At 67.5% G+C, this 24,099-nt stretch carries 23 protein-coding genes and 1 tRNA gene; 12 read left to right on the plus strand and 12 right to left on the minus strand.

What is annotated here, in order from left to right; translation table 11 throughout:
* Nucleotides 1-60 precede the first annotated feature (60 nt).
* Nucleotides 61-726 carry a TetR family transcriptional regulator gene (locus ACFVMC_RS03165; protein ID WP_379206381.1) on the minus strand — a complete coding sequence of 222 codons (666 nt, stop codon included), beginning with the start codon at nt 724-726 and terminating at the stop codon, nt 61-63.
* A gap of 813 nt (nt 727-1,539) precedes the next feature.
* On the opposite strand from ACFVMC_RS03165, the gene ACFVMC_RS03170 reads away from it, so the two are divergent.
* Both ACFVMC_RS03170 and ACFVMC_RS03175 read left to right on the plus strand, forming a co-directional pair.
* Nucleotides 1,540-1,612, plus strand: a tRNA-Lys gene (locus ACFVMC_RS03170).
* A gap of 337 nt (nt 1,613-1,949) precedes the next feature.
* A complete protein-coding gene (locus ACFVMC_RS03175; protein WP_379206382.1) occupies nt 1,950-2,912 on the plus strand; it encodes an acyl-ACP desaturase in 963 nt (320 codons plus the stop codon).
* Between the two features lie 114 nt (nt 2,913-3,026).
* On the opposite strand, the gene ACFVMC_RS03180 is transcribed toward ACFVMC_RS03175, so the two are convergent.
* Nucleotides 3,027-3,668 carry a hypothetical protein gene (locus ACFVMC_RS03180; protein ID WP_379206384.1) on the minus strand — a complete coding sequence of 214 codons (642 nt, stop codon included), beginning with the start codon at nt 3,666-3,668 and terminating at the stop codon, nt 3,027-3,029.
* A 117-nt stretch (nt 3,669-3,785) separates the two neighbouring features.
* Between ACFVMC_RS03180 and dusB the strand changes: the two genes are divergently transcribed.
* From dusB to phoU, 3 genes are all read left to right on the plus strand, one after another.
* Nucleotides 3,786-4,934: a tRNA dihydrouridine synthase DusB gene (gene dusB, locus ACFVMC_RS03185; protein ID WP_379206386.1), complete on the plus strand. Its 1,149-nt coding sequence runs from the start codon at nt 3,786-3,788 to the stop codon at nt 4,932-4,934.
* A gap of 305 nt (nt 4,935-5,239) precedes the next feature.
* Entirely contained in the window at nt 5,240-7,507 is a 2,268-nt protein-coding gene (locus tag ACFVMC_RS03190) for an LCP family protein (RefSeq protein WP_379206388.1), read from the plus strand.
* 61 nt (nt 7,508-7,568) lie between these two features.
* Nucleotides 7,569-8,237, plus strand: coding sequence for a phosphate signaling complex protein PhoU (gene phoU / locus ACFVMC_RS03195; RefSeq protein ID WP_379206390.1), 669 nt, complete (start codon nt 7,569-7,571; stop codon nt 8,235-8,237).
* 66 nt (nt 8,238-8,303) lie between these two features.
* Here phoU and ACFVMC_RS03200 read toward each other — a convergent pair whose 3' ends face one another.
* The 8 genes from ACFVMC_RS03200 to ACFVMC_RS03235 all read right to left on the minus strand — a co-directional run bounded on the left by ACFVMC_RS03200 (nt 8,304) and on the right by ACFVMC_RS03235 (nt 15,614).
* Nucleotides 8,304-8,723 (minus strand): hypothetical protein, encoded by a 420-nt coding sequence (locus tag ACFVMC_RS03200; protein WP_379206392.1) that lies wholly within the window; start codon nt 8,721-8,723, stop codon nt 8,304-8,306.
* Between the two features lie 229 nt (nt 8,724-8,952).
* Nucleotides 8,953-9,729, minus strand: a complete 777-nt coding sequence (pstB, locus tag ACFVMC_RS03205) for a phosphate ABC transporter ATP-binding protein PstB (RefSeq protein ID WP_379206394.1) — start codon at nt 9,727-9,729, stop codon at nt 8,953-8,955.
* Between the two features lie 12 nt (nt 9,730-9,741).
* Complete coding sequence (gene pstA, locus ACFVMC_RS03210; protein WP_379206395.1) at nt 9,742-10,647, minus strand: phosphate ABC transporter permease PstA; 906 nt, start codon at nt 10,645-10,647, stop codon at nt 9,742-9,744.
* Nucleotides 10,647-11,732 (minus strand): phosphate ABC transporter permease subunit PstC, encoded by a 1,086-nt coding sequence (pstC, locus tag ACFVMC_RS03215; protein ID WP_379206397.1) that lies wholly within the window; start codon nt 11,730-11,732, stop codon nt 10,647-10,649. Before pstC ends, pstA begins: the two co-directional genes overlap by 1 nt.
* Nucleotides 11,733-11,748: 16 nt before the next feature.
* A complete protein-coding gene (pstS, locus tag ACFVMC_RS03220) occupies nt 11,749-12,855 on the minus strand; it encodes a phosphate ABC transporter substrate-binding protein PstS (RefSeq protein ID WP_379206399.1) in 1,107 nt (368 codons plus the stop codon).
* Between the two features lie 196 nt (nt 12,856-13,051).
* Nucleotides 13,052-13,813, minus strand: a complete 762-nt coding sequence (locus tag ACFVMC_RS03225; RefSeq protein ID WP_379206401.1) for a hypothetical protein — start codon at nt 13,811-13,813, stop codon at nt 13,052-13,054.
* A 59-nt stretch (nt 13,814-13,872) separates the two neighbouring features.
* The gene (gene mshD, locus ACFVMC_RS03230) at nt 13,873-14,787 is read right to left on the minus strand and encodes a mycothiol synthase (RefSeq protein WP_379206403.1); all 915 of its coding nucleotides are present in this window, start codon (nt 14,785-14,787) and stop codon (nt 13,873-13,875) included.
* 71 nt (nt 14,788-14,858) lie between these two features.
* Nucleotides 14,859-15,614, minus strand: a complete 756-nt coding sequence (locus ACFVMC_RS03235; RefSeq protein WP_379206405.1) for a winged-helix domain-containing protein — start codon at nt 15,612-15,614, stop codon at nt 14,859-14,861.
* A 194-nt stretch (nt 15,615-15,808) separates the two neighbouring features.
* Here ACFVMC_RS03235 and ACFVMC_RS03240 point away from each other — a divergent pair, with 194 nt between their 5' ends.
* From ACFVMC_RS03240 to ACFVMC_RS03270, 7 genes are all read left to right on the plus strand, one after another.
* Complete coding sequence (locus tag ACFVMC_RS03240; protein ID WP_379206406.1) at nt 15,809-16,624, plus strand: LmeA family phospholipid-binding protein; 816 nt, start codon at nt 15,809-15,811, stop codon at nt 16,622-16,624.
* Complete coding sequence (locus ACFVMC_RS03245; RefSeq protein ID WP_379206408.1) at nt 16,621-17,052, plus strand: thioredoxin family protein; 432 nt, start codon at nt 16,621-16,623, stop codon at nt 17,050-17,052. The genes ACFVMC_RS03240 and ACFVMC_RS03245 overlap by 4 nt, the downstream gene beginning before the upstream one ends.
* A 352-nt stretch (nt 17,053-17,404) precedes the next feature.
* Nucleotides 17,405-17,959, plus strand: coding sequence for a DUF4395 domain-containing protein (locus ACFVMC_RS03250; protein WP_379206410.1), 555 nt, complete (start codon nt 17,405-17,407; stop codon nt 17,957-17,959).
* Nucleotides 17,960-17,992: 33 nt separating this feature from the next.
* Nucleotides 17,993-18,826 carry a sulfurtransferase gene (locus ACFVMC_RS03255; RefSeq protein ID WP_379206412.1) on the plus strand — a complete coding sequence of 278 codons (834 nt, stop codon included), beginning with the start codon at nt 17,993-17,995 and terminating at the stop codon, nt 18,824-18,826.
* Nucleotides 18,827-18,831: 5 nt separating this feature from the next.
* A complete protein-coding gene (locus ACFVMC_RS03260; protein WP_194817162.1) occupies nt 18,832-19,137 on the plus strand; it encodes a DUF1416 domain-containing protein in 306 nt (101 codons plus the stop codon).
* A gap of 181 nt (nt 19,138-19,318) precedes the next feature.
* Nucleotides 19,319-20,032: an FABP family protein gene (locus tag ACFVMC_RS03265; RefSeq protein WP_379206414.1), complete on the plus strand. Its 714-nt coding sequence runs from the start codon at nt 19,319-19,321 to the stop codon at nt 20,030-20,032.
* 286 nt (nt 20,033-20,318) lie between these two features.
* On the plus strand, nt 20,319-20,555 hold the full coding sequence (locus ACFVMC_RS03270) for a hypothetical protein (RefSeq protein WP_379206415.1): 237 nt from the start codon (nt 20,319-20,321) through the stop codon (nt 20,553-20,555).
* On the opposite strand, the gene ACFVMC_RS03275 is transcribed toward ACFVMC_RS03270, so the two are convergent.
* Together ACFVMC_RS03275 and cydD are read right to left on the minus strand one after the other, a co-directional pair.
* Nucleotides 20,521-22,158, minus strand: a complete 1,638-nt coding sequence (locus ACFVMC_RS03275) for an ATP-binding cassette domain-containing protein (RefSeq protein ID WP_379207784.1) — start codon at nt 22,156-22,158, stop codon at nt 20,521-20,523. The two genes, ACFVMC_RS03270 and ACFVMC_RS03275, sit on opposite strands and share 35 nt — an antisense overlap.
* Nucleotides 22,159-22,253: 95 nt before the next feature.
* Nucleotides 22,254-24,098, minus strand: coding sequence for a thiol reductant ABC exporter subunit CydD (gene cydD, locus ACFVMC_RS03280; RefSeq protein ID WP_379206417.1), 1,845 nt, complete (start codon nt 24,096-24,098; stop codon nt 22,254-22,256).
* Nucleotide 24,099 lies beyond the last annotated feature (1 nt).

Raw genomic sequence — 24,099 nt, forward strand, 5'->3', positions numbered from 1 at the left:
TGTTCCGTTGGGAGCTCGCATAGCTTATGACAGGCTCTGTACGACTTCCAAATCGGCTGGTCACAGGCCCAAACCGAGCTCCTCCAGACGAGCGGAGGCACGCCACCCGTCGGCACGGAACTTCTCGGTCCACTCCGGCGCGGCCATCGACTCGACGATAACCTCCAGCGCCTCGGCGAACCGGGACCGCAGATCGATGCCGCCGCCGAGCGTGTCGATCAGATAGCGCTGACCGGCCAGGGCGGCGGTGAGCGTGCGAGTGAAACGATCCGGGTCCGCGTCCGGGCGCAGCTGGCCCTGCTCGATCGCGCGCACCGCGAGCGTGCGGGTGGCCCGCGCGAGGATCCGGCCACCACCGGACTGCACATCCCGGTAGAAGTCGGGTTCGATGATGAGCCGGTTCTCCGCCTGCACGATGATGTCGTGCTCGAGCCGCAGCGCCATCTCGTCGATCATCCCGTGCAGGGTGTCGAGCGGGCCGAGATCCGTTCGCGTGAGCCATCGTTCGGCGGAGGCGCGATAGCGCTCCACCGCCGTCTCCAGGACCGCGCGCGCCAGGTCTTCCTTGGAATCGAAATGGAAGTACATGGCGCCCTTGGTCGCGCGGGAACCTTCCAATATGCGGTTGAGCGAAGCAGCGGCATAGCCGCTCTTCCCGAACTCAACGGCGGCAGATCTGATTATCGCCGCACGTGTCCGGCGGGCCCGCTCTTGCTGCCGTGCCATGCTCGAAACGCCTCCGAAGCCTTATCGCCGCCAATCGAACCCCCCAAATGGAACGGACCCCTTGGCGCGAAGTTATGGGATTTTTAAATACTTCAAACCGGGTTTGGACCCGGGTTTCAAACTTTCGGTACGAAAACTTTGCGAAAACCTGAAACACACCAGCTGGTATAGTTTTCCTGCCCGGGTGCGCTACAGGGGGTGCGCACCCGGGTTCGCCTTCTTCTCGGATCAGCCTCCTGCGGCGTCGACTCCTGTGAAGTCGCGGCCGGCCGTACCGTCCGCGACACGTTGGGGCACAACAACGACAAGTCGAATTCCGGACCGCCGATCGAGTCGAGGATTAGTCCGGAATTCACCAATGCGTCACGGTACCCGGAATCGTCACCCGACACGCGGCAAACCGAAGAGTCAGATAGCCGAGAAGTCGAACCGGCCTTTGTAGCAAATAGTTCGCAATCTTCCGGGCTGTTGCGACCGATTGTCGAATTCGCCAGCGCCGCAGCCGCGTTCACCCGAGTCGGCCGGCGCGGCCACCACGTGGCCCGGCCGCGGGCGACCACGCCACCCGCCCCGGCCCGCCGCCCCCGAACTCCGCCCGCACGCCCCCAGCGGCATCAAAGCCTTTGGTGCACAACATATTTGGATGATATCCGGGCTCATCGGAATGAACAAAGCTGGGGTGCAACCGGTTACCGCCAGGATCGCGGCGACACCGTCGGGCGTTACCCCTATCCGGCGGGCGATCCCCTATCCCGAACCCGACCAGTCCCCCGGTTAGGGGTTCGGCCCCACGCCTATTACACTGCCCCTCGCGCCCCTATAGCTCAGTTGGTAGAGCTACGGACTTTTAATCCGCAGGTCGTAGGTTCGAGCCCTACTGGGGGCACTGCACAGGCGTCCGGTACCCCACCGGACGCCTGACCCGTATCCGGGCCCCTGACCGGCCGGTTCACTGCCCACGCTAACGACTTCCCGCTCCCGCCGATAGACCACGCGGCACGCGGACACGCTCCGCGCGCCCTCGGCACCTTCACCGGTGCGGCATACACTCGGCCCCGCGGGGGTACGCCGATACTGGACCTATGAGGTGTATCACCGGGCGGGAAATGTCCGGTGCATGCGCTTCGCATCACACCTACGGTGCCGTAAGGTATGGCCGCAACGGCATGGTCTACACGGGGACAGACCGGCAAGCGTGGACGCACTCAATGAAGGGCTATTGCATGGCAAGGGATCTGACTCAACTCGAGCTGCTCACGGAGTTGGAGCCGGTTGCCGAAGAAAACGTCAACCGCCACCTCTCCCTGGCAAAGGAATGGCATCCGCACGACTACGTCCCGTGGGACGAGGGCCGCAACTTCGCGGCACTCGGCGGGGTGGATTGGGACCCGGAGCAGTCCCAGCTGAACGAGGTCGCCAAGGCGGCCATGATCACCAACCTGCTCACCGAGGACAACCTGCCCTCCTACCACCGTGAGATCGCGGAGAACTTCTCCCAGGACGGCGCCTGGGGCACCTGGGTCGGTCGCTGGACCGCCGAGGAGAACCGCCACGGCATCGTCATGCGCGACTACCTGGTGGTCACCCGCGGCGTCGACCCGGTCGCGCTGGAGAACGCTCGGATGATCCACATGACCAACGGCTTCGCCTCCCCCACCGAAGCCGACGCCGGATTCCTGCACTCGGTCGCGTACGTGACCTTCCAGGAACTGGCCACCCGCGTCAGCCACCGCAATACCGGCCGGGTCTGCGACGACCCGATCGCCGACCGCATGCTGCAGCGCGTGGCCGCCGACGAGAACCTGCACATGATCTTCTACCGCAACATGTGCGGCGCCGCGCTGGATCTGAGCCCCGATCAGGCACTGGACGCGATCACACTGATCCTGGAGAACTTCCAGATGCCCGGCGCCGGAATGCCCAACTTCCGCCGCAACGGCGTGCTCATGGCCAAGCACGGCATCTACGACCTGCGCCAGCACCTCGAGGAAGTGGTGCAGCCGGTACTCAAGAAGTGGAACATCTTCGAGCGCACCGACTTCACCGCCCGCGGCGAAGAGACCCGCGAGCGGCTCGGGGAGTTCCTGGAGAAGCTGGCCGGCGACGTCGTCAAGTTCGAGGAGCAGCGCGACCGCATGCTCGCCCGCGAGGCCAAGAAGCGCGAACTGGCGGGCGCCAACAGCTGAAAAGCGCCGCCCAGCAACCCGTTCGAAATCGAACGAGCCGCCACCGGATCACTCCGGGGCGGCTCGTTCGCTATTGGATGGGTACGCGGCGAGGTTATTGCTTCAACCTCGGTCTCACTTCAACGGCAGCGCGCCGTCCATGCCGCCCACATCGGTGATCTTCCAATCCGAGTTCTGATCCACGGTGACGTTGTAGGTGACTGTGGTTTGCGCGCCCTCGGGGCTCTGCGCATTCGTCGAGGACACATTGACGAACACATTCACCTTGTAGACGCCATTGTCCTCGGAGATCACCTTCGCGGTGATCGGCGCGGCGGTCGAGGTCCACTGCAGCGGCACCAGAATCTGTTCCAGTTTCGGCGCGGTCGCGTCGAATTTATTGGCCAGCTGCGGGGTCGTATTGGCTTTCAACTTGGCCACCCAGGCATTGATGTCCTGGTAGTTGACCGTGGCCGCGCCGACCGCGTAGTCGGTGGCGACCTGCTCGGCGTGCCGATCGTCGGCCGCCTGGGTGTTCATGTCGTCGAGATCGCCCTTGGCCGACATCCACAGGAATCCGAACAGACCGGCCAGAATCGCGCAGAGCACCGCCACCGCGCCGAGCACCAGCGACGCCAGCGGTACCGACACCGTGGCGCCGGACGGCCGAGCCGGTGCGAGGTACTGGGCGGCATCCGGGACGGGTGGGGCCACCGGCGTGGCGGCCTGCTCCTTGTCCAGCTTCACCGTCTGTTCGCCGTCTTCGTGCGCTGCCATTGGGTCCTCTCCGATGGGTGGTTGCCGAGTCCGCGACCCGCCTTCATTCCTCGCGGCATTGCAATGCCCCAGGTACAGGCTACTGAGCCCGCGTCGCGGTCTGAGACACTGGAGTGCGTGACTGTCATCGCCGAGAAGAAGAACCAGCTGGCGATCGGGCCGTATCCGGTCGATCCGCCGGTGGTGCTCGCGCCGATGGCGGGAATCACCAATCTGGCGTTCCGCAAGCTGTGCCGTGAGTTCGGCAGCTCCACCACCATCTACGTGTGCGAGATGATCACCGCCCGGGCGGTGGTGGAGCGCAACGAGAAGACACTGCACATGATGTCCTTCGACGCCGACGAGCACCCGCGCTCGATGCAGCTCTACGGGGTCGACCCGGCCACGCTCGCCGAAGCGGTCCGGATCATCGTCGGCGAGGGCTGGGCCGACCACATCGACACCAACTTCGGCTGCCCGGTGCCCAAGGTCACCCGGCTCGGCGGCGGTTCGGCGCTGCCGTACAAGCGCAAGCTGTTCCGCGACATCGTCCGCGCCATGGTGCGGGCCGCCGAGCCCGCGGGTGTGCCGGTGACCGTGAAATTCCGGATCGGCATCGACGACGAGCACCTGACCTACCTGGACGCGGGCCGCATCGCCGAGGAGGAGGGCGCCAAGGCGGTCGCACTGCACGCGCGCACCGCGGCGCAGCGCTACTCCGGCGAGGCGGACTGGTCGGCCATCGCGCGGCTGAAGGAAGCCGTCACCACGATCCCGGTGCTCGGCAACGGCGATATCTTCTCCGCCGACGACGCACTGCGGATGATGGCCGAGACCGGCTGCGACGGCGTCGTGGTCGGGCGCGGCTGCCTGGGCCGCCCGTGGCTGTTCGCCGAATTGCAGGCGGCGCTGCGCGGCGAACCGCTACCGGAAGCGCCGAATCTGGGCCGGGTCGGCGAGATCCTGTACCGGCACGGCGCGCTGCTGTCGGAACATCTCGGCGAAGAGAAGGCCATGCGCGATCTGCGCAAGCACATGGCCTGGTATCTGATGGGCTTCCCGGTCGGCGCGGACCTACGCCGGTCCTTCGCCTCGGTGTCGGGCCTGCCCGAGCTGCGGGATCTGATCGGGCAGCTGGATCCGAGCGCGCCGTTCCCGAGCGATGCCGAGGGCCCGCGCGGTCGACAGGGTTCGCCCGGCAAGGTGGCGCTGCCGCACGGCTGGCTCGACGATCCGGAGGACCCGACGGTTCCCGCGGGGGCCGATGTCATGCACAGCGGCGGCTAACCGACTGTCGGGCAGATCACATCCGCGGACCGCGCGGGCGGTCCACCCGTCCGGAAGCGCCCTGATCAGGGTTAGCCGCTGCAGCAAACTCGAGCCTGTGGCAACGTCTCAGCATCGGCGATACCGCCGGTTCGATAGCTAATATTCAGCAATCGATCGGCAGGTCGGCGCGTCGTCCTCCGGCGGCGACGGCGAGTTCGCACTGGACTGGCTCGCTGTGGCGTAATCGTTATCATTGGCGGAATCGGTCATGCCGGATCGAGTTCGATCCAGGCGACGACGAAGACGAAAAGCGAGGTTCGTTGGTGGGTGACGATCGGCACGGGCAAGCGCCACGGCCCGGAGATCGCGCCCCGTGGGAGCGCTATCCCACGGCGGATTACCCCGAGCGAGACGGCTCCCAGACGTCCCGGCGCTCCCGGCACACCGACTCCGCCGACGAATCCGGCAACGCACCGCTGACCGTCCAGGACCTCGTCCAGAAGGTCGACTCCGAACGCGGCGGCCGCCGCCGCCGCGCCGAAGGCGGAACCCGGCCCGCCCGCCGCGCCGAAACCGCGCCCGCCCATCCCACCGAACGCGGGCAGCGCCAGCCCGACAGCGCGACGCGCCCGAGTGGAGCACCGGCTCACTCCCCCGACGCCGCCACCCGCCAAAGCGAGCGCACCCCGCGTCCAGCGTCCTCCGCGCAACGCCCCGATCAACCTCCGAAAGCCGCGTCGCAGGCACCCGCCCGCACCTCCGGCAATCCATCCGCCACCGGCGCGGCCCCCGCTCGCTCGGCCACCGGGCGACAGCGCACCACGGGTCGGTCCGCCGTTGTCGACGACATCGCGGGCACACCGGGCGGCGGACTCGCCGCCGCCGCGAAACGCCGTGGCGGTGCGAAGAAGTCGGCACGACGAGTGGAGCGGCCCGAGGAAGTCACCGATGTGATGGCCCCGGTCGGCGCGGAGCCCGACGAGGCCGACGGCGGCGACTGGCCCACTACTGACAAGTCGAAGGCCAGCCCCAAAAGTGTTGGGAGCCCAGCCCTTTCCCGGCTGGCCGCGAGTAAACAGCGGCGGCTTCGGCGGCTGCGCACCGCCGGGCGCGCCAGCGCCGCCGTAATCGCCGTACTGGTCCTGATCATCACCGGTGGCGGCTGGAGCTACATCCGCTCGACCGGTGACGGCCTCACCAAGGTCGCCAGCGGCATCGATGAGAACCCGCACGACGTCGTGGACGCCAATCTGCAACTCGGCGACGAGAACTTCCTGGTCGTCGGCACCGACACCCGCGCTGGATTGAACGGCAAACTGGGTGCGGGCACGCTCGCGGATGCCGAGGGCGCCCGGGCCGACACTGTCATATTGGTGCACATTCCGAAGAACCGGAAGCGTGTGGTCGCGGTGTCTTTCCCCCGCGACCTCGATGTCTCCCGGCCACAGTGCGATGCCTGGGATAACGACAAGGGCGAATACACCAAGGACAAAGTCCCCGCCGGCAGCGGCGCAAAACTGAATTCGGTGTACCAGGACGGAGGCCCCGCCTGCGTCACAAACGTCATCCGCCGACTGACCGGCTTGCGAATCAACCACGTCATCGGGATCGACTTCGCCGGCTTCCAATCCATGGTCGACATCGTCGGCGGTGTGGAGGTCTGCGCGCCCAAACCCATCGAGGACGGCATCCTCGGCACCGTGCTGGAGAAGGCGGGCAAGCAACTCGTCAACGGCGAGACCGCACTGAACTATGTGCGCGCCCGCCACGTCTACGGCGAGGAACGCAGCGACTACGACCGGATCAATCGCCAGCAGAAATTCATGTCCTCGCTGCTGCGTGGCACGCTGTCCACCCGCGTGCTGTTCAATCCGAGCAAGCTCGGCGAGATCGTCGATGCCTTGCAAAAACACGCCTGGGTCGATGAAACCCTCAAGCCGGAGGATCTGCTTACGCTGGGCCGGTCGCTCCAAAAAATGGAAGCCGGCGCGGTCACATTCCTGACCATCCCGACCGCGGGCACGACTTCCTACGGCAACGAGATCCCCCGCGAAACCGACATCACGGCGATTTTCACCGCGATCCGCAACGACACTCCGCTGCCCGGTGAGCAGACCGCGGAGGCCGCGACGCCCAGTACCAGCACCGCTCCGCCCGCACCCCCGACCTACACCGCCGTGGACCCGGACAGTGTGTCGGTCCAGGTCTCCAACGGCTCCGATATTCAGGGCCGTGCCCTCCAGGTGGCCAACAAACTGGGCAACCAGGGCTTCAACATCTACAACACCACCAACTACTCCGGCGGGACTTCGCAGACCACCAAGGTCCGATTCGCTCCGGGCGACGAAGCCGAGGCCGCCACGGTAGCCACGGCCATCCCCGGCGCCAGCCTGGAGGCCGATCCCGATCTCGAAGGCCAGGGCATCGTCGAGGTCGTGCTCGGCAAGGACTTCACCGGCACCATCCGCACCGCGATCCCGGTCGGCGATCCGATCACGAATGTGCCGACCATCGCCTCCACCGAAGCGACCACCGTCGCCCTGCCCTCGGACCTGGAACACATCAACGCCGCGGACGAGACCTGTAAATAGCGCACCAGTATTTACCCACTGTTGGTGACGACGTCAGCAGGGGGAACTAATGTGCATGTCCATGCGTGTCATCTACAACGAGCAAATGGCCGATCTTGCCCACCTGCTGGGTGAGATGGCCGGACTGGCCGGGTCGGCGATGGAGCGGGCCACCCAGTCGCTGCTCCAGGCCGATCTCTCGCTGGCCGAGCAGGTGATCAGCGAGGGTGATCGGATCGCCGAGATGATCACCGACGCCGAGGAGAAAGCCTTCGCACTGCTCGCGCTGCAAGCGCCGGTCGCGGGTGATCTGCGCCAGGTCGTGAGCGCCATCCAGATCGTCAACGACGTCAACCGGATGGGTGCGCTGGCACTGCATGTCGCCAAGACCACGCGACGGCGGCACCCGAACCCGGCCCTGCCGGAATCGGTGCACGGCTACTTCGCCGAGATGGGCCGCGTCGCGGTCAATATGGGCGCGGGCGCCAAGGAGGTGCTCGAGACCCGCGATCCCGAGCGCGCCGCCCAGCTCAACCAGGACGACGAAGCGATGGACGACCTGCACAAGCACCTGTTCACGCTGCTGATGGACCGCGACTGGAAGGATGGCGTCGCCGCCGCGGTGGACGTCACCCTGCTCGGCCGCTACTACGAGCGTTTCGCCGACCACGCCGTCGAGATCGGCCGCCGGGTGATCTTCCTCGTGACCGGCGTGCTGCCCCCGGACGAAGACCCCGAAACCGTCCTCTGACGGCACAACTCACCCGACACGCCGAGTGGCCCGCGCGCTGCGCGGGCCACTCGCTGTCGTGAACGGTTACATCCACACGCTGTTCTGGACGTTCCAGTTGGTGCAGCCCTGGCCGTCGACGCACAGCTTCAGGCCGACCTGGAGGATGCGGGCCGGGCCCTCGGCGAAGGGCTGGTCGTGGGCGTGCCGGTTGCTACCGAAACGGACCTCACGCTCCCCGCCGCTCTGCATCCCGAACTTGGCGAACACCTCGAACGAGCAACCCACGCCGCTGTTGTCGGTGCGACCGGTCTTGACGTACCACTGCACGCCGTAGCCGTTCATCGGCACGCCGCCGATCGGCACGACGTCGGCGCTCCACGTGCAGCTGCCGAGCTGCTGGTGCACGACCGGGCTGGCGCTGGCCACACCCGTGCCACCGATCATCATGGCGACCGATCCCGCGATCGCCGCGGTACCGACCAGAACATTCTTCGTCTTCGACATTCTTCTACCCCTTCGTATGGTTGAGAACCCACGCTCGAATAGGCCGAAACAAGGGTTGGGAATTCCCAATCCTGTTCCGCACCAACAGTTTTCGGTGGATCTACTAAATTTGACGCGGCCCCGGCCGGATCGGTTCCAGTCTGTGACCCACGTCTCACCTGCGAAAATAGGGCTGAAACGACGAGGGCCCGCGCACTCGCGCGAGCCCTCGAACGGAAGCGAAGAACGATCAGCCGAAGCGGCCGGAGATGTAATCCTCGGTGGCCTTCTTGCCCGGGTTGGAGAAGATCTTCTCGGTGTCGTCGATCTCGACCAGCTTGCCGGGCTTGCCCTGGGCCTCCAGGTTGAAGAAGCCGGTCTGGTCACTCACGCGCGCCGCCTGCTGCATGTTGTGCGTGACGATGACGATGGTGAATTCCTTCTTCAGCTCGGTGATCAGGTCCTCGATCGCCAGGGTGGAGATCGGGTCCAGGGCCGAACATGGCTCGTCCATCAGCAGCACGTCGGGCGAGACGGCGATGGCGCGGGCGATGCACAGACGCTGCTGCTGACCGCCGGACAGGCCGCCGCCCGGCTTGTCCAGCCGGTCCTTGACCTCGTTCCACAAGTTCGCGCCGCGCAGCGAACGCTCGGCGACCTCGTCCAGCTCCTTCTTGTTGCGCACACCCTGCAACTTCAGGCCGGCCACCACATTGTCGCGAATCGACATGGTGGGGAACGGGTTCGGGCGCTGGAACACCATGCCGATGGTGCGGCGCACCCCGACCGGGTCGATGGCCGAACCGTAGATGTCCTCGCCGTCGAGCAGCACCGCGCCTTCGACCCGGGCGTTCGGGGTCACCTCGTGCATGCGGTTCAGCGAGCGCAGCACGGTGGACTTACCGCAGCCGGAGGGACCGATGAAGGCGGTCACGCTGCGCGGCAGCACGGTCAGCGAGACATCGGCCACGGCGTGGAACTTGCCGTAGTAGATGTTGAGGTCTTTGACGTCGATCCGCTTGGCCATCAGAGTTTTCCCTTATCGATTGCGCGTGAGCAGCTTGTTGACGACCGCGGCCGCCGCATACAGCAGCGCGATGAGCAGGATCAGCGTGAGGGCGGCGCCCCAGACGCGTTCCCGGCCCGCCGCCTCCGGATTGGCCAGCTCCTGGTAGATCAGCAGCGGCAGCGAGGCCATATTGCCGTCGAAGAGATTGGTGTTGATCGACTTGGCGTAACCGACGAGCACCAGCACCGGCGCCGTCTCACCCATGACGCGGGCGAGCGAGAGCAGAATGCCGGAGAGCATGCCGGGCAGCGCGGTCGGCACCACGATCTTGACGATGGTCTTCCACTTCGGGATACCCAGCGCGAAAGACGCCTCACGCAGCTCGTCGGGGACGAGTTTGAGCATTTCCTCGGTGCTGCGCACCACCACGGGCAGCATCAGCAGCACCATGGCCAGCGACACCGCGAACGCGCTCTGCGGGAATCCGAAGGTGGCGATCCACAGCGCGAAGATGAACAGCGCGGCCACGATGGACGGAACACCGGCGAGGATGTCGACCATGAAGGTGGTGACCTTGGCCAGTCGGCCTCGGCCGTACTCGACCAGGTAGATCGCGGCCATCACACCCAGCGGCACCGCGATCACGGCGGCCACTGCGGTCTGCACGATGGTGCCGTAGATGGCGTGATAGACGCCGCCGCCGACCTGATCCGGCAGGATGCCCTTCTGCGAATTGGTCCACCAGGTCGAGCTGGTGACCGCGGTGATGCCCTTGCTGACCACCAGCCACAGCACCCACACCAGCGGGATCAACGCGATGGCGAAGCAGGTGGCGAAGGTGGCGGTGGCGAGGTTGTTCTTGATCCGGCGCGCGGTGCTCACATGCCGGAATGTCGGCGCCTTGATCGGCTGCTCGAGCGTGGTCGTCGTGGCCATTACTGGTTGACCTTTCCGCCGGACGCAAGCCGCGCCAGCGCGTTGACCAGGAAGGTCAGCGCGAACAGCACGAAGCCTGCCGCGATGTAGGCGCCGGTAGGCAGCGGGGAGCTGAATTCCGAAGCCGCGGAGGCGATCTTGGAAGCGAAGGTGTAGCCGCCGTCGAACAGCGACCAGTGCCCGGCATTCCCGACCGCAGTGCGCAGCACTACGAGCACCGCGATCGTCTCACCGAGCGCGCGCCCGAGGCCGAGCATGGAACCGGCGATGACACCGCTGCGCCCGTAGGGCAGCACCGTCATCCGGACGACCTCCCACTTGGTGGCGCCGAGCGCCTGCGCCGCCTCGATGTGGCTGCGCGGCGTCAGGTTGAACACCTCACGCGAGACCGAGGTGATGATCGGCAGGATCATCACCGAGAGCACAATGCCGGCGACGAAGATCGTGCCGTTGTAGGAGGTCAGGTTGCCGTCCGCGAACAGCGGGAACCAGCCGAGCTTGTCGTTCAGGAACTCCTGCACGTCGAGCAGCTGCGGCGCGAGCACCAGGAAGCCCCACAGACCGAAGACGATCGAGGGCACCGCGGCCAGCAGATCGACCAGCACGGTGAACGGCCGCGCGACCGCCTTGGGCGCATAGTGCGTCAGGAACAGCGCGATGCCCACACCGATGGGCACCGCGATGGCCAGTGCGAACACCGAGCTCAGCACGGTGACCATGAACAGGTCCCGGATACCGAAGCGCAGGTTGTTCGCGTCGGTGGTGCTGAACTCGGTGCTGGTGAAGAAATTGGCTTCATCCGCCCTGAGCGAGGGAACCGCGCGGATCAGCAGGAACAGCGCGATCAACGCGATGGACGCGACGATGATCGCACCGGCCGCCGTGGCGAGCGAGCGGAAAATGGTCTCGGCTCGCTGGCTGTGCGGCCGACGGGGCGTGACCTTGGCCGACTCCGGCTGCGGAGTCTCCTTCGTGAGGTTCACGTCGTCTTGCGGTTCGCTCGGCATATGCGCAGTATCTCCGGCCGCGGCCGGGCCCGTCGAGTCCGACGAGCCCGGTGCGGTCACCTCAGGGTGCACGGTCATGACTTTCGATCAGAAATCAGGAGATGGCGTTGATCGCGGTGGTCAGGCGGGTCTTGAACTTGTCGGGGATCGGGATGTACCCGTTCTCCTCCAGGCCGTTCTGACCGTTGGTGGTGGCCGAGGTCAGGAACGCCTTGACGGCCTTGCCGGTGTCGGCGTCGCTGTACTTCGAGCACACGATCTCGTAGGTCGGCATCATGATCGGGTAGGAACCCGCCACGGTCGGCTTGTAGAACGAGGTGGTGTCGAGGATGAGGTCGTTGCCCTCGCCCTTGATCTTCACGCCGTCGATGGCCTTGCCCGCGGTCTCGACCGACAGCTTCACCGGATCCTTGGACGCCGAGGTGACGATCTGCGCGACCGACAGGTTCTGCGCCTTGGCGAAGGACCACTCGTTGTAGGTGACCGAGTTCTTGGTGCTCTTGATGGCGTCCGAGGTGCCCTCGTTGCCCTTGGCGCCCTCGCCGACGCCACCGTTGAAGATCTTGCCCGCGCCCTTGCCCCAGGCGCCGTCGGAGGCGGCGTCGAGGTAGAGCTGGAAGTTGTCGGTGGTGCCCGACTCGTCGGAGCGGGAGATCACGGCGATCTTCTCGGCCGGCAGCTTGGCGTTCGGGTTGAGCGCCTTGATCTCGGGCGCGTCCCAGGTGGCGACGGAGCCGTTGAAGATCTTGGCGGCGGTCGCGCCGTCCAGCACCAGGTCGGTGACGCCGTCGATGTTGTAGGTGATGGCGACCGGGCCGAAGACGACGGGCAGGTTCCACGCCGGGGAGGCGCAGCGCTGCTCCGCCTTGGCGGGCTCTTCCTTCTTCGAGCTCAGCGGGGAGTCGGAACCACCGAAGTCGGTCTGGTTGCCGATGAACTCGTTGACGCCCGCACCGGAACCGCTCGAGGTGTAGTTGAGGGTGTAGCCGTCGCAGTTGGCCTCGTAGGCCGCCACGAAACGCTCCATGGCGTTCTTCTGCGAGGAGGCGCCGCTGGCCTTGAGTGCCTTCTTGCCACCGCACTGGACGTTGGTGTTGGCGGCGGTGCCGGAACCGGTGTTGTCGTCACTGCCACAGGCGGCGAGCGGCATGGCAACGGCGGCCAGCACACCGACGAGGGCGCTACTGCGCTTGAACTTCACTATTCCTCCGGGGAATCGCTTCACGCCCGGTCCCTCACCGGCCCGGGCGGTTACTGAAGGCGGCCGTTGCCACCCACAGCTAACGTAGGGTCGTCCGGTTGACAGTCAGCCCGAGCTGGGTGAACGGAAAGTGAACAGCCCGGCGCGAATACGCTGGACCGATGTGACATTAGCCGCAGTGTTACTGGAGGGGCCGTCACAACGCGCGAACAGTGGCGATGATCCGTTCCGCGGCGGCGTCGGTCAGCGCTTTGTGTGTACCGCCGTCGGCCGCGAGACACAGCACCAGCGTCGCGCCGGTCGGCCCGCGGAACGCGAAGCTGAAGACCGAGAACGTCTTCGTGTCGCAACCGGTGGGCGTCGGTGTCCAGAACCCGTAGTTCGGCGAGAAACGGCCGCTGATGCCGGACTGGGTGGTCATGCTCCTGGGCGCTCCGAGGAGTCGCCCGGGCACCTCGGAGTAGGCGCTCTCGGACGCGGTCACGGTGACGAACTTCGCGGCTTCGGACAGATCGGTGACGTCCGGCGCGACCAGGAAGCTCAGTGCCCGGAACGCCGAACCCGGGCAGTATCGCGGGCCTTCGGCCGCGCGGCCCAGCGCGACGAGCGTCCCGAGCGACCCGGTGTGGGTGGCGGGACCGGTGTCAGCGGACCAGCCCGCGGGCAGGTCGTAGGCGACGCCGAATTCCGGCACGGTGATCGTGGCGGGCGGGGACGGCGGGACCGTGGTGGAGGTGCCGGACGCGGTGCTGGTCGCCGCTGCGGCCTCGGCCGGTGCGGGGCCGCGGCTGAGCACCACCGCGGCGATCCCGACACCCAGCACGACCACGATCACCAGAACGACGGCAACGATCAGCGCGGTATTCGTGCGATTGGGCGGCGGAGGGCCGTATCCCGGGTACTGCTGCCCATGGGGCGGCGGGGCCGGATACGACTGCCACGGCTGCTGGTCGGTCACGCTGTTCGTCCCCCTCGATCGCTATCGCCTTCATCATGGCGGTGCGAGGTGCGACAGCGCTAATCGAGCACGGGGGCGGCGTAGGCGAGGTCGATGTGCGCGGGCGCGAAACCGAGTTTCGTGTAGGTGTTCACGGCCGCGGTGTTGTCCGCCTCGGTGTAGAGCAGAACGTCGCCGAGCCCGCGTTCACGCAGGTAGTGCAAGCCCGCGAGGGTGAGCAGGCGGCCCAGGCCGCGCCCCTGGGCGGCCGGGTCGACACCGACGACGTAGACCTCGCCGACCGGCGGGTGCTCGTCGAGGTGCACCTTGGTCCAGTGGAAACCGAGAATACGCGCGGGGTCCAGCGGATCCACCGCGATAAACAGGCCGTTCGGATCGAACCAAGCGGAATGGCGGCGCTGGTCGAGGTCGCGTTCGGTCCAGGCGCCCTGCTCCGGATGCCAGGCGAACGCGGCACCGTTCACCCGGAGCAATTCCGCATCGTCGGCAGGGCCGGCGTAGGTGCGCAGGAGGATATCGTCCGGTACCGCCAGCACCGGTAACTCCGGTGTAGCCAGATCGCGTCGCATCTGCCAGAGTTCGCGCGCGGTGCGCAGGCCGAGCCGGGCCGCGACGGCCTTGGCCGCCGGCCGGTCACCGTGCGCCCAGACCCGGGCGCCCGGGCCGCCCGCGGCCAGCGCGGCCGACACCAGATCGGTGCCGATGCGCTGCCCCCGGAAACGTGGATCGACCGCCACCTCGGCCATCGCCGGATGCTCGTCGTGCGCCGCCACCAGATTGGCGTAACCGACCACTGTCTGCTCGCGCAACGCGAGCAGATGCCGGGCGGGTGTCTCGGAGGTCAGCGACAGCACCACCTGCTCGGAAACCGGCGCGACACCGTCATCGGTGGTCGCCCGCGCGAGCACGTCGTGCACCTGCTGGGCACTGTCCTCGGGCAACTGCTCGACCCACCGCAATTCCGCACCACTCATGGCCGACCCTTTCGACATTCGCGCGGGTGCGCACCCGCTACAAGCGCCGCGCCGACCCGCGGCATTCCGAGCTACTGCGAGGAGTTCTGCACTGGAGTCCGCGGCGACTCGTCCTCGGCGTCCTCGTCCGGGAACACGGGTTCACCCTTGTTCGCCGTGCGCGACGGGCGCACCGCCTTGTAGCCGACATTGCGCACGGTGCCGATCAGCGATTCGTATTCGCTGCCGAGCTTGGCGCGCAGGCGCCGCACGTGCACGTCGACGGTGCGGGTACCGCCGAAGAAGTCGTAGCCCCAGACCTCCTGCAACAGCTGCGCGCGGGTGAACACCCGGCCCGCGTGCTGCGCGAGATACTTGAGCAGCTCGAATTCCTTGTAGGTCAGATCGAGTGGGCGACCGCGCAGCCGTGCGGTGTAGGTGCCCTCGTCGATCACCAGCTCACCCAGGGTGATCTTGCCGGTGTTCTCCGGACTCGCCACGCCGCCGTTGCGGCCCACCAGCAGCCGCAGGCGGGCGTCGAGTTCGGCCGGGCCGGTACCGGGAAGCAAGATGTCGTCCAGACCCCAGTCGGCGTTCACCGCCACCAGCCCGCCCTCGGTCAGCACGGCGACCACGGGCACCGACGAACCGGTGCTACCCAGCAGGCGGCACAGGCCGCGCGCGGCGGCCAGATCCGTCCGGGCGTCGACCAGCGCCACATCGGCCGTGCCCGCCTCCAGTAGTGAGGCCACCTCGGTCGGCGCCGGGCGCACGGTGTGCGCGAGCAGCGCCAGGGAGGGCAGCACGGACTCCGGGTTGGGGTCGGAGGTCAGCAGGAGCAGCTCCACAAGCCCTCCTCCCATCTCTCATAGCCGTAGCCACGCAAGTCATCAGCAACACTGCTGGTGGTTACGTCGCTGATCGCAGGTGATCGGATGCAAGATTAGCGCGTGAACCGTCGAGACCACGTGCAGCGGGTGACCGTTATGCCAGCAATGACACCGTTCCGGCCGACGACGCGCCGCCGGATAGGGTTTCTGTCATGCGCAAGCTGATCATCGGGCTGCTGGTCCTCGCGGGGCTGGCCGTGGTTGTCGACTTCACCGCGGCCGCCTACTCGGAGTACCGCGTGTCCCGGGCGTTGCGCATCGGTGCGGACCTGACCGCCGACCCCGAGGTGACGATTCACGGCTTCCCGTTTCTGGGCCAGGCGATGGACGGCGCCTACGAGAACGTGTGGATCAAGGCGCGGTATATGCGCCCTGACATTCCAGGCGAGATTTCAGTCGAGGCGAACCTGCGGGACGCGCATCTTCCGTTCCGCGATCTCGCCGACGGTAACGTGCGCCATGTCGCGGTGGACCGGGTGACCGCCACCATGCGGGTCGAGCCGATCGAGCTCGGTCGCCTGTTCAAAATCCCTGATCTACAGGTGCATTCGCGTCCGGCGGACAAATCCGACGGCACCGGCGGCTCGGGTGGTTCGGGCATGACGACCGCGGGCGCGCTGGTACTTACCGGCACGCTGCCGGAGAACTTCGCGCTCAGCGATGTCTACGGCAAGCCACTCGGCGGCCAGAGTGTGAAGGTGAAGGCCGATCTGCTGCTCGACGGCGATCAGGTGAAGATCGTGGCCACCGGTTTCTATGTCGAGAAGAGCTCGGATCCGAACCCGGCAGCGCGCATCTCCGAGAACGACCAGACCATGGTGCTGGAACGGTTCACCCACACCATCAACACCAAGGAACTGCCCTTCGGCATGACCCCGAAACGGGTGTACGCGCTGGGCGGCCAGATCGTCGTGGAAGGCGAGGAGGAGAACGTGGTGATCGATCTGGACCGATTGCAGACGCCATGATCGAAATCACAATCGTGCTCGTCGTGCTCGCGGCGGCGCTCGCGGTCGGGCTGGTGTGGCGACGGCGCCAGGGCGCGGTGCGGCAGACCGAGACGCCGGTGGCGGCGGATCGGGCGACGCTACTCGCCGCCGAGGGCTTCACCGGCGCCGGCCCGCTGGTGCTGCATTTCTCGGCCGACTGGTGCGGGCCGTGCGCGGCGGTGCGCCGAGTGGTCGCCACCGTCACCGGCGAACTGGCCGACACTCCGCGTCCACCGCAGGACCTGGAGGTCGATATCGATGCCGCAGCCGGTCTGGCGCGCGAGCTGAACGTGCTGTCGCTGCCGACCACGTTCCTCTTCGACGCGGAAGGCAAGGAGCGGTTCCGCATCTCGGGTGTGCCCAAGGCCACGGATCTGCGCACCGCGCTCGCGCCGCTCACGACCTGACCGGAAGATTTTGCGGCACTGCGCTTTTCCAGCGGAAAGACGAGCGCCCGGCCACGGGAAAACCGGCCATCCGCCCACACTCGGACAAGTGTGACGAACCCCGGGTCCAATTCTCCGGCCGAACCGGGTAAACTCGCTTCCGTGCAAACCAACCACGAGCTGATGCTCACCCGACGCCGCACAGTGGACCTGTGTCGCCTCGGTGGTTGTTGCTGCCTGTGTGCCTGATCGGTCGGCCCGTCCCCTTTCCTGACGCCGACCTGTTGTCTCCGCCGCGTGCGTGATTTCCGATCACCCGGCTATTCGGCAACGTCCCCGCTAATCAGACATATTCAGCGCAGGAGTACTTCCAATGCCCACTGACCTCCGTCCAGCCATACCCCTCGACAGCGTCGACGTGCGTGGCCCGCGATTCGCCGCGTGGCTCACCAGCACCGTGCTCGTCCTGGTACTGGTGCTCGCGGCCGCCGCACCCGCGGCCGCCGCACCCGCGGCCGCCGCACCCGCGGCCGCCGCGGTTCTGCTCGGCGCGCAGGCGATCGTCTTCGCGCTCGGCGCCCTCCAGGGCCCGCGCCGCTCCCCCTACGGCCGGATCTACGCCGCGCTCATCGCGCCCCGCGTCGGTCCGGTAACCGAAACCGAACCGGCAGCGCCGCTGCGGTTCGCCCAATTACTCGGCCTGGTCTTCAGTGCCGTCGGCCTGCTGGGTTTCCTGGCCGGCTCCACCGTGGTCGGCGGGTTGTTCGTCGGCTTCGCCCTGTTCGCCGCGTTCCTGAACGCGGCCTTCGGGATCTGCCTGGGCTGCCAGATCTACCCCCTGGTAACCCGTCTCCGCCGGATCACTGGCCTTACCCACCCCGGCGGCTCCGCCACCGACCATCCCCGTGTGACCCCGGCACCGAACTGACCATCGCATAGCGCAATTCTCGAAAGGAACAACATGGCTCGCTCCGATGTCCTGGTCTCCGTTGACTGGGCCGAAGAGAACCTCGACACCCCCGGCGTCGTCTTCGTCGAGGTCGACGAGGACACCTCCGCCTACGAGGGTGGCCACATCGAGGGCGCCGTGCGCCTCGACTGGAAGCAGGACCTGCAGGACCAGATCCGCCGCGACTTCGTGAACCAGGAGCAGTTCTCCGACCTGCTCTCCGCGCGCGGCATCGGCAACGACGACACCGTCGTGCTGTACGGCGGCAACAACAACTGGTTCGCCGCCTACGCGTACTGGTACTTCAAGCTCTACGGCCACAACGACGTCAAGCTGCTCGACGGCGGTCGCAAGAAGTGGGAGCTCGACGGTCGCCCGCTCTCCCGTGACGCGGTGAACCGCCCGGCCACCAGCTACAAGGCCGCCGCCCCCGACCTGTCGATCCGCGCCTTCCGCGACGAGGTCATCGCCGCCATCGGCACCAAGAACCTGGTCGACGTGCGCAGCCCCGACGAGTTCTCCGGCAAGATCCTGGCGCCCGCGCACCTGCCGCAGGAGCAGAGCCAGCGTCCCGGCCACATCCCCGGCGCCATCAACGTGCCGTGGAGCAAGGCGGCCAACGAGGACGGCACCTTCAAGTCCGACGCCGACCTCGCGGAGCTCTACAAGGAAGCCGGCCTGGACGGCGAGAAGGAAACCATCGCCTACTGCCGGATCGGCGAGCGTTCCTCGCACACCTGGTTCGTGCTGCAGGAGCTGCTGGGCCACAGCAATGTCAAGAACTACGACGGGAGCTGGACCGAGTACGGCTCCCTCGTCGGTGCACCGATCGAGTTGGGAGCGTAATCAATATGTGTGCAGCACCTACCCAGGGTCAGGCCATTCCCGCGGGCGTCGACGTGGAGAAGGAAACGGTCATCACCGGCCGCGTCCTGAGCACCGACGGCCAGCCGGTGGGCGGCGCGTTCGTGCGCCTGCTCGACGGCAACGGTGACTTCACCGCCGAGGTCGTCGCCTCCGGCACCGGTGACTTCCGGTTCTTCGCGGCTCCGGGCGCGTGGACCGTGCGGGCGCTCTCCTCGGCCGGTAACGGCTCGGCGGAGGTCCGTCCCGAGGGCACCGGCATCCACGAGGTGGAAGTCGCCGTCGCGCGCTAGGCGATCCGTTCCAAGGCTTGCGGCCCCGGAGGTTTCGAACCTCCGGGGCCGTTGCTTTGCCCGGGGCGCGGAGTCGTTAGACTCCAGGGGTGGTCCTCTTCTTCGAAGTTCTGCTGGTCCTCTGCACCGTGCTGATCACCTGGTTCGCCGGGTACGTCGCCTATCGGCTGTTCACCGAGTCATGAGCGAGCTCGCGAGCGAAGGTTCCGATCCGGCCGAGCGAGCGAGTCAACACATGAACGGCAATGGTCAGCCCGCTGACGCGGCCGGCGCGCGCCTCAGCGGCGATCAGGCGGTAGCCGATGCGGCCGAGCGCGCCAAATCCACCGGCGGACGCAATATTCCGGTCCTGCCGGATCTGCCGCTGCCCGAGGACACGGCCAATCTGCGTCTCGGCCCCGACCTGAGCTCGTCCATGCTGGCCCTGCTACCCATGGTCGGTGTGTGGCGCGGTGAGGGCGAGGGCAACGATCCCGAGCGCGGCGACTACCGCTTCGGTCAGCAGATCGTGGTCTCGCACGACGGCGGCGACTATCTGGCCTGGGAGTCACGCTCCTGGGTCCTCGACAGCGAAGGCGCCTACGCCGGGCCCGACCTGCGTGAGAGCGGGTTCTGGCGGGTCGGCATCGACGGCGACGACGAGGTCATCGAACTGCTGCTGACCCATTCCAGCGGCATCGTCGAACTCTTCTACGGCACCGCCCTGACCCAGTCGTCCTGGGAGCTGGCCACCGATGTGGTCATTCGCTCGCAGTCCGGGATCGTGGTCGGCGGCGCCAAGCGGCTCTACGGCATCGTCGAGGGCGGCGATCTGGCCTATGTCGAGGAGCGGGTGGTCGCGGACGGCCCGCTGGAGCCGCGGCTGTCGGCTCGCCTCCAGCGCTATATCGGCTGAGAAACGGGACGACCCCCGAGCCATACCGTCCGGATTGCTCCGGCGCGGTCCCGGTCGGACTGGACCGGTGACTCGGGGGTCGGGTGGCTGCCTTGGATTCACCGGCGCTCGCGCGGGGAAATCCACCGACAGCGGTGGCGCTAGTGGACAGCCACCTCACGCGTCCGTTGGAAATACATCTTTCGAACCACCTCCTTCCTTGTGTACCGATGAAGTTAGTGGACTGCGACCCACCGGGCAACGGAATTAATTCACCGGCACTGACCTGCGGCAATACGATGGATCGATGAGTGCGGACAAGCCTGCCACGATCACCGGGCGGATCAACGCCGAGGCGCTGCGGTTACTCGAGGAGAATCCGGCCGGATTGCAGTGGTCCGAGCTGAACGCGCGGTTGGCTGAAGCGGATCCGAGCTGGCATCCCAAAACCATCAACGGGTGCGTGTGGAAACTCGTCGAGACCTTTCCCGACCAGGTGCACAAGCCCGCTAAAGGGCTGTTCCAGCTGCTGAAATACCGCTGACCGTGCCCGCGGCGTCGACGTGCACGACCACGTCGGCCGTATGGTCGGCCGGGAGCTGATGGGTGACGACCACCACCGTGCGCTCGGGCTCGACCAGGCCGGACGCCGGGTCGAGCAGGTCACGCAGGAGCTGTTCGCCCGCTTCGGCTTCCACGTGTTCGGTGGGCTCGTCGAGCAGCAGGGTGTGCGCCGGGGCGAGCAGAGCGCGAGCCAGCAGCAGGCGGCGGCGCTGACCGCCCGAGACCGCGGCCGCGCCGCCGACCAGATCGGTGTCCAGACCGTCCGGCAGATACTCGAGCCAATCACCCAGACCTACCGCACGCAGCGCCTTCTCCGCTTCCGCCTCGGTGACATCGCCGCGCGCCACCCGCAGGTTCTCCAGCACCGTGGTGCCGAACAGGTGCGCGTCCTCGGCGAAGAAGGTGACGCCGGGCCGCGGGGTGTCGAACAGGCCCGCCCAGTGCATCAGCAGCGTGGTCTTGCCCGCACCGCTGGGGCCGATCACCGCGATCCGCCGCCCACTCGGCATTTCCGGCAGACCCATTCGAGGTGCGGCGGATTCGCTTCCTCGGAGCCCGTCGATCCGGCGCAGGGCAGCGCGCCCGTTGGTGAGCGCCTGCGCGGCGGCGGGCAGCATGCCGACGGCTTCGAAAGCCGACAGCGGCACCAGCACGAGCACGGCGAACGCCATCGGCGAGATTCCGCCGGGCACGACGGTCTGGAATCCGGCCGTGGGCGCACCGGAACCCGCTCCGTACAGCGCAATTCCGATCAGCAGCGCGCCCAGCACGGTCACACCGACGGAGAGCGGGGTCGCTGCCGCGGCCCACGCGCTGCGTGACGCCGCGCGGTCCTCGGCGGCCACCGCCCGCTGCCCGGCCGCATCGGCGGCGGCCAGCGCCGCATCCAACCGTCCCGCCACCCGCAGTTCCGGCGCGTGGTCCAGCACGGTGAGCGCGGCCGCCGTGAATTCGGTTCGATCCGCCCGCACCGCCAGCTCCGCTTCCCGGGCCGCCCGGGCCGAAAGCCACGGCGCCACAATGCCAGACAGGGCGAGCGCCGCCGCCAGAATCAGCGCGGCCGGAACCGAGATCGGCAGTAGCAGGCCGATCGCGAACAGCGACAGCACCACCGCGACCGCGATCGGAACGAACGCCCGCACCACCACGGCCCCGAGGTCATCGATGTCGCCCAGCACCCGGCCGAGCAACTCACCTCGCCGCAACTGCGCCGAATCGTCCAGGGGTGCCGGCCTTTCCGGTACCGATTCGCCGGTCGCCCAGCTCGGCGGCACACGCCGCAACCTCCAGATATCGGCGGCGGCCAAGGCACGGTAGGTGCTGGTCCGCGCGGTGTCCATGGCGCGCAGTGCGACGTCGTGGGTGGCCAGTCGTTCCAGGTAGCGGCACAGGCCGCGCGAGATACCCAGCGCCCGAACGGTTACCACGGCAATCGTCAGATCCAATACCGGCGGCATTTCCCACGCGCGGGCGATCAGCCACGCGGCCAGGGCGGCCAGTCCGAGTCCGCTGCCGAGCGCCAGCACACCCCACCCGATGGAGATCACCATCCGCCCCGGCGACAGCGCGAGTAACCGCCACATCTGCCGGATATCACCGAGCAGACCGGTACCGGCATTGCCCGGAGGCGTCTTTCGCAGGGCAGCGGGCGGCCGGACGTGCCCTTCGGGTGTCGGGATCATCGGGCAGGCACCTCCTCGGCCTCGGTAACCGCGCGGACGGTGACGATATGGTCGGCGGCGGACAGGATGGTCGGGCGGTGGGCGATGACTATGACGGTGGCGCCCTGCCGGGCGCGGGCACGCAGGGCGGACAGGACGGTGGCTTCGCCGGCGGGGTCCAGGTGAGCGGTCGGTTCGTCGAGCAGCAGGACGGGCCGGTCGGTGGCCAAGACGCGAGTGAGGGCGAGCCGCTGGCGTTGACCGAGCGACAAACCGGTGCCGCCCGCGCCGACCACGGTGTCCCAGCGATCCGGGAGTTCGTTCAGGACGGTGTCGAATCCGGTTGCACAGCACGCGGTTTCGAGGCCATCCAGGGTTCCGGCGCCGAGCAGCTCGAGGTTGTCCCGCAGGGTGCCGGGTATGAGCACCGGCCGCTGCGGCAGCCACGCCACCGCCGCCCACCAGTCCTCGGGGGTCATATCGCGCACGTCGACGCCGTCGACGGTCACCGCACCACTGTCCGGCGTGATCAGGCCGAGGATCGCCTGCACCGCGGTCGACTTCCCGCTCCCGTTACGACCGGTCAGCACGGTCACCCGACCGGGTCGGCACACGGCCGACAGGTCGGCGGGGGCCATCCCGTCGCGCGCCCGCACACCGAGATCGCGAATCTCGACGCACCGTCGGTCATCCCGGCGCGCTCTCGAGCGCGCGACGGCGCCCCCGAATGTCCGCGCATCTCCTTCCGCCGCTGCCCGGGATTCTCGCGCCGCCGACCGCGACACGGCTGCGTCGCCCTGGGCCGACTCGGTCCCCGACCGCACCGACGCCGACGCATTCCCGATCGAGGGGACCGGCTCCGTACGGGTCGACGCCGGGTCCAAGACCGCGAAGGCCTTGTCGGCGGCGGCCATACCGTCCTGGGCGGCATGGAACCGCTCTCCCACCATGCGCAGTGGCAGGTAGACCTCGGGGGCGAGGATCAGCGCGACCAGTCCGGCGTAGAGCTCCATATTGCCGAAAACCAGGCGCATGCCGATGGATACGGCCACCAGGGCGACGCACAGGGTGGCCAGCATTTCCAGCACCATCGAGGACAGGAACGCGATGCGCAGTGCCGACATGGTGCGCTTGTGCAGCGCGGCGCCGAGGTCGTGGACCCGCCCGGCCATGCCCGCCGCACCCGGGTCCGCTTGCCCCCGGCCGGTTTCGCGGCCCAGTGCCCGCAGCGTGGGCATTCCGGCGAACAGGTCGAGCAGCTGATCCGACAGCCGGGTGGTGGCGGCCAGAGTGTCGGCGGACTTGCCCTGGGTGAGCAGTCCGATCAGGACCATGAAGATCGGGATGAGTGGCAGGGTCACCAGGATGATGCCGCCGGATACCAGATCGTGAAAGGCAATGACGCTCAGCACGATCGGCGGCACCGCCACCGAAAGTAGCAGTGCGGGCAGGTAACCGGCGAGATAGCCGCGCAGCCCTTCCAATCCGGAGCCCGCCACCACCGCCAATTCGGTACGGCGCGACTCCAATTCGCGTGGCGGCAGCTGAGCGCCGGCCGCGACCACGGCCGACTCCAGTTCCGCCACCACGCGAGCTCCGGCCCGGTGCGCGAGCCGGGACTGCCACCACGTGGCGGTGACCCGGCCCGCGACGACCATCCCTATGACCACCAATTCGGTTGTCCACGAGGCGATATCGCGTCGCGCCGGATCGGTGATCACACCGGCCAGCACCCGCGCCAGCGCCAGCGCGGCGACCACGATGCACCCGGTGGTCATCAGTGACAGCGCCACGCTCACCGCGAGATACCCGCGGGTGGAGCGGGCGTGCCGCCAGAGGCGCGGATCGACCGGTCGGGCCATG

Source organism: Nocardia sp. NPDC127579, from assembly GCF_042672005.1.
Classification (GTDB): domain Bacteria; phylum Actinomycetota; class Actinomycetes; order Mycobacteriales; family Mycobacteriaceae; genus Nocardia.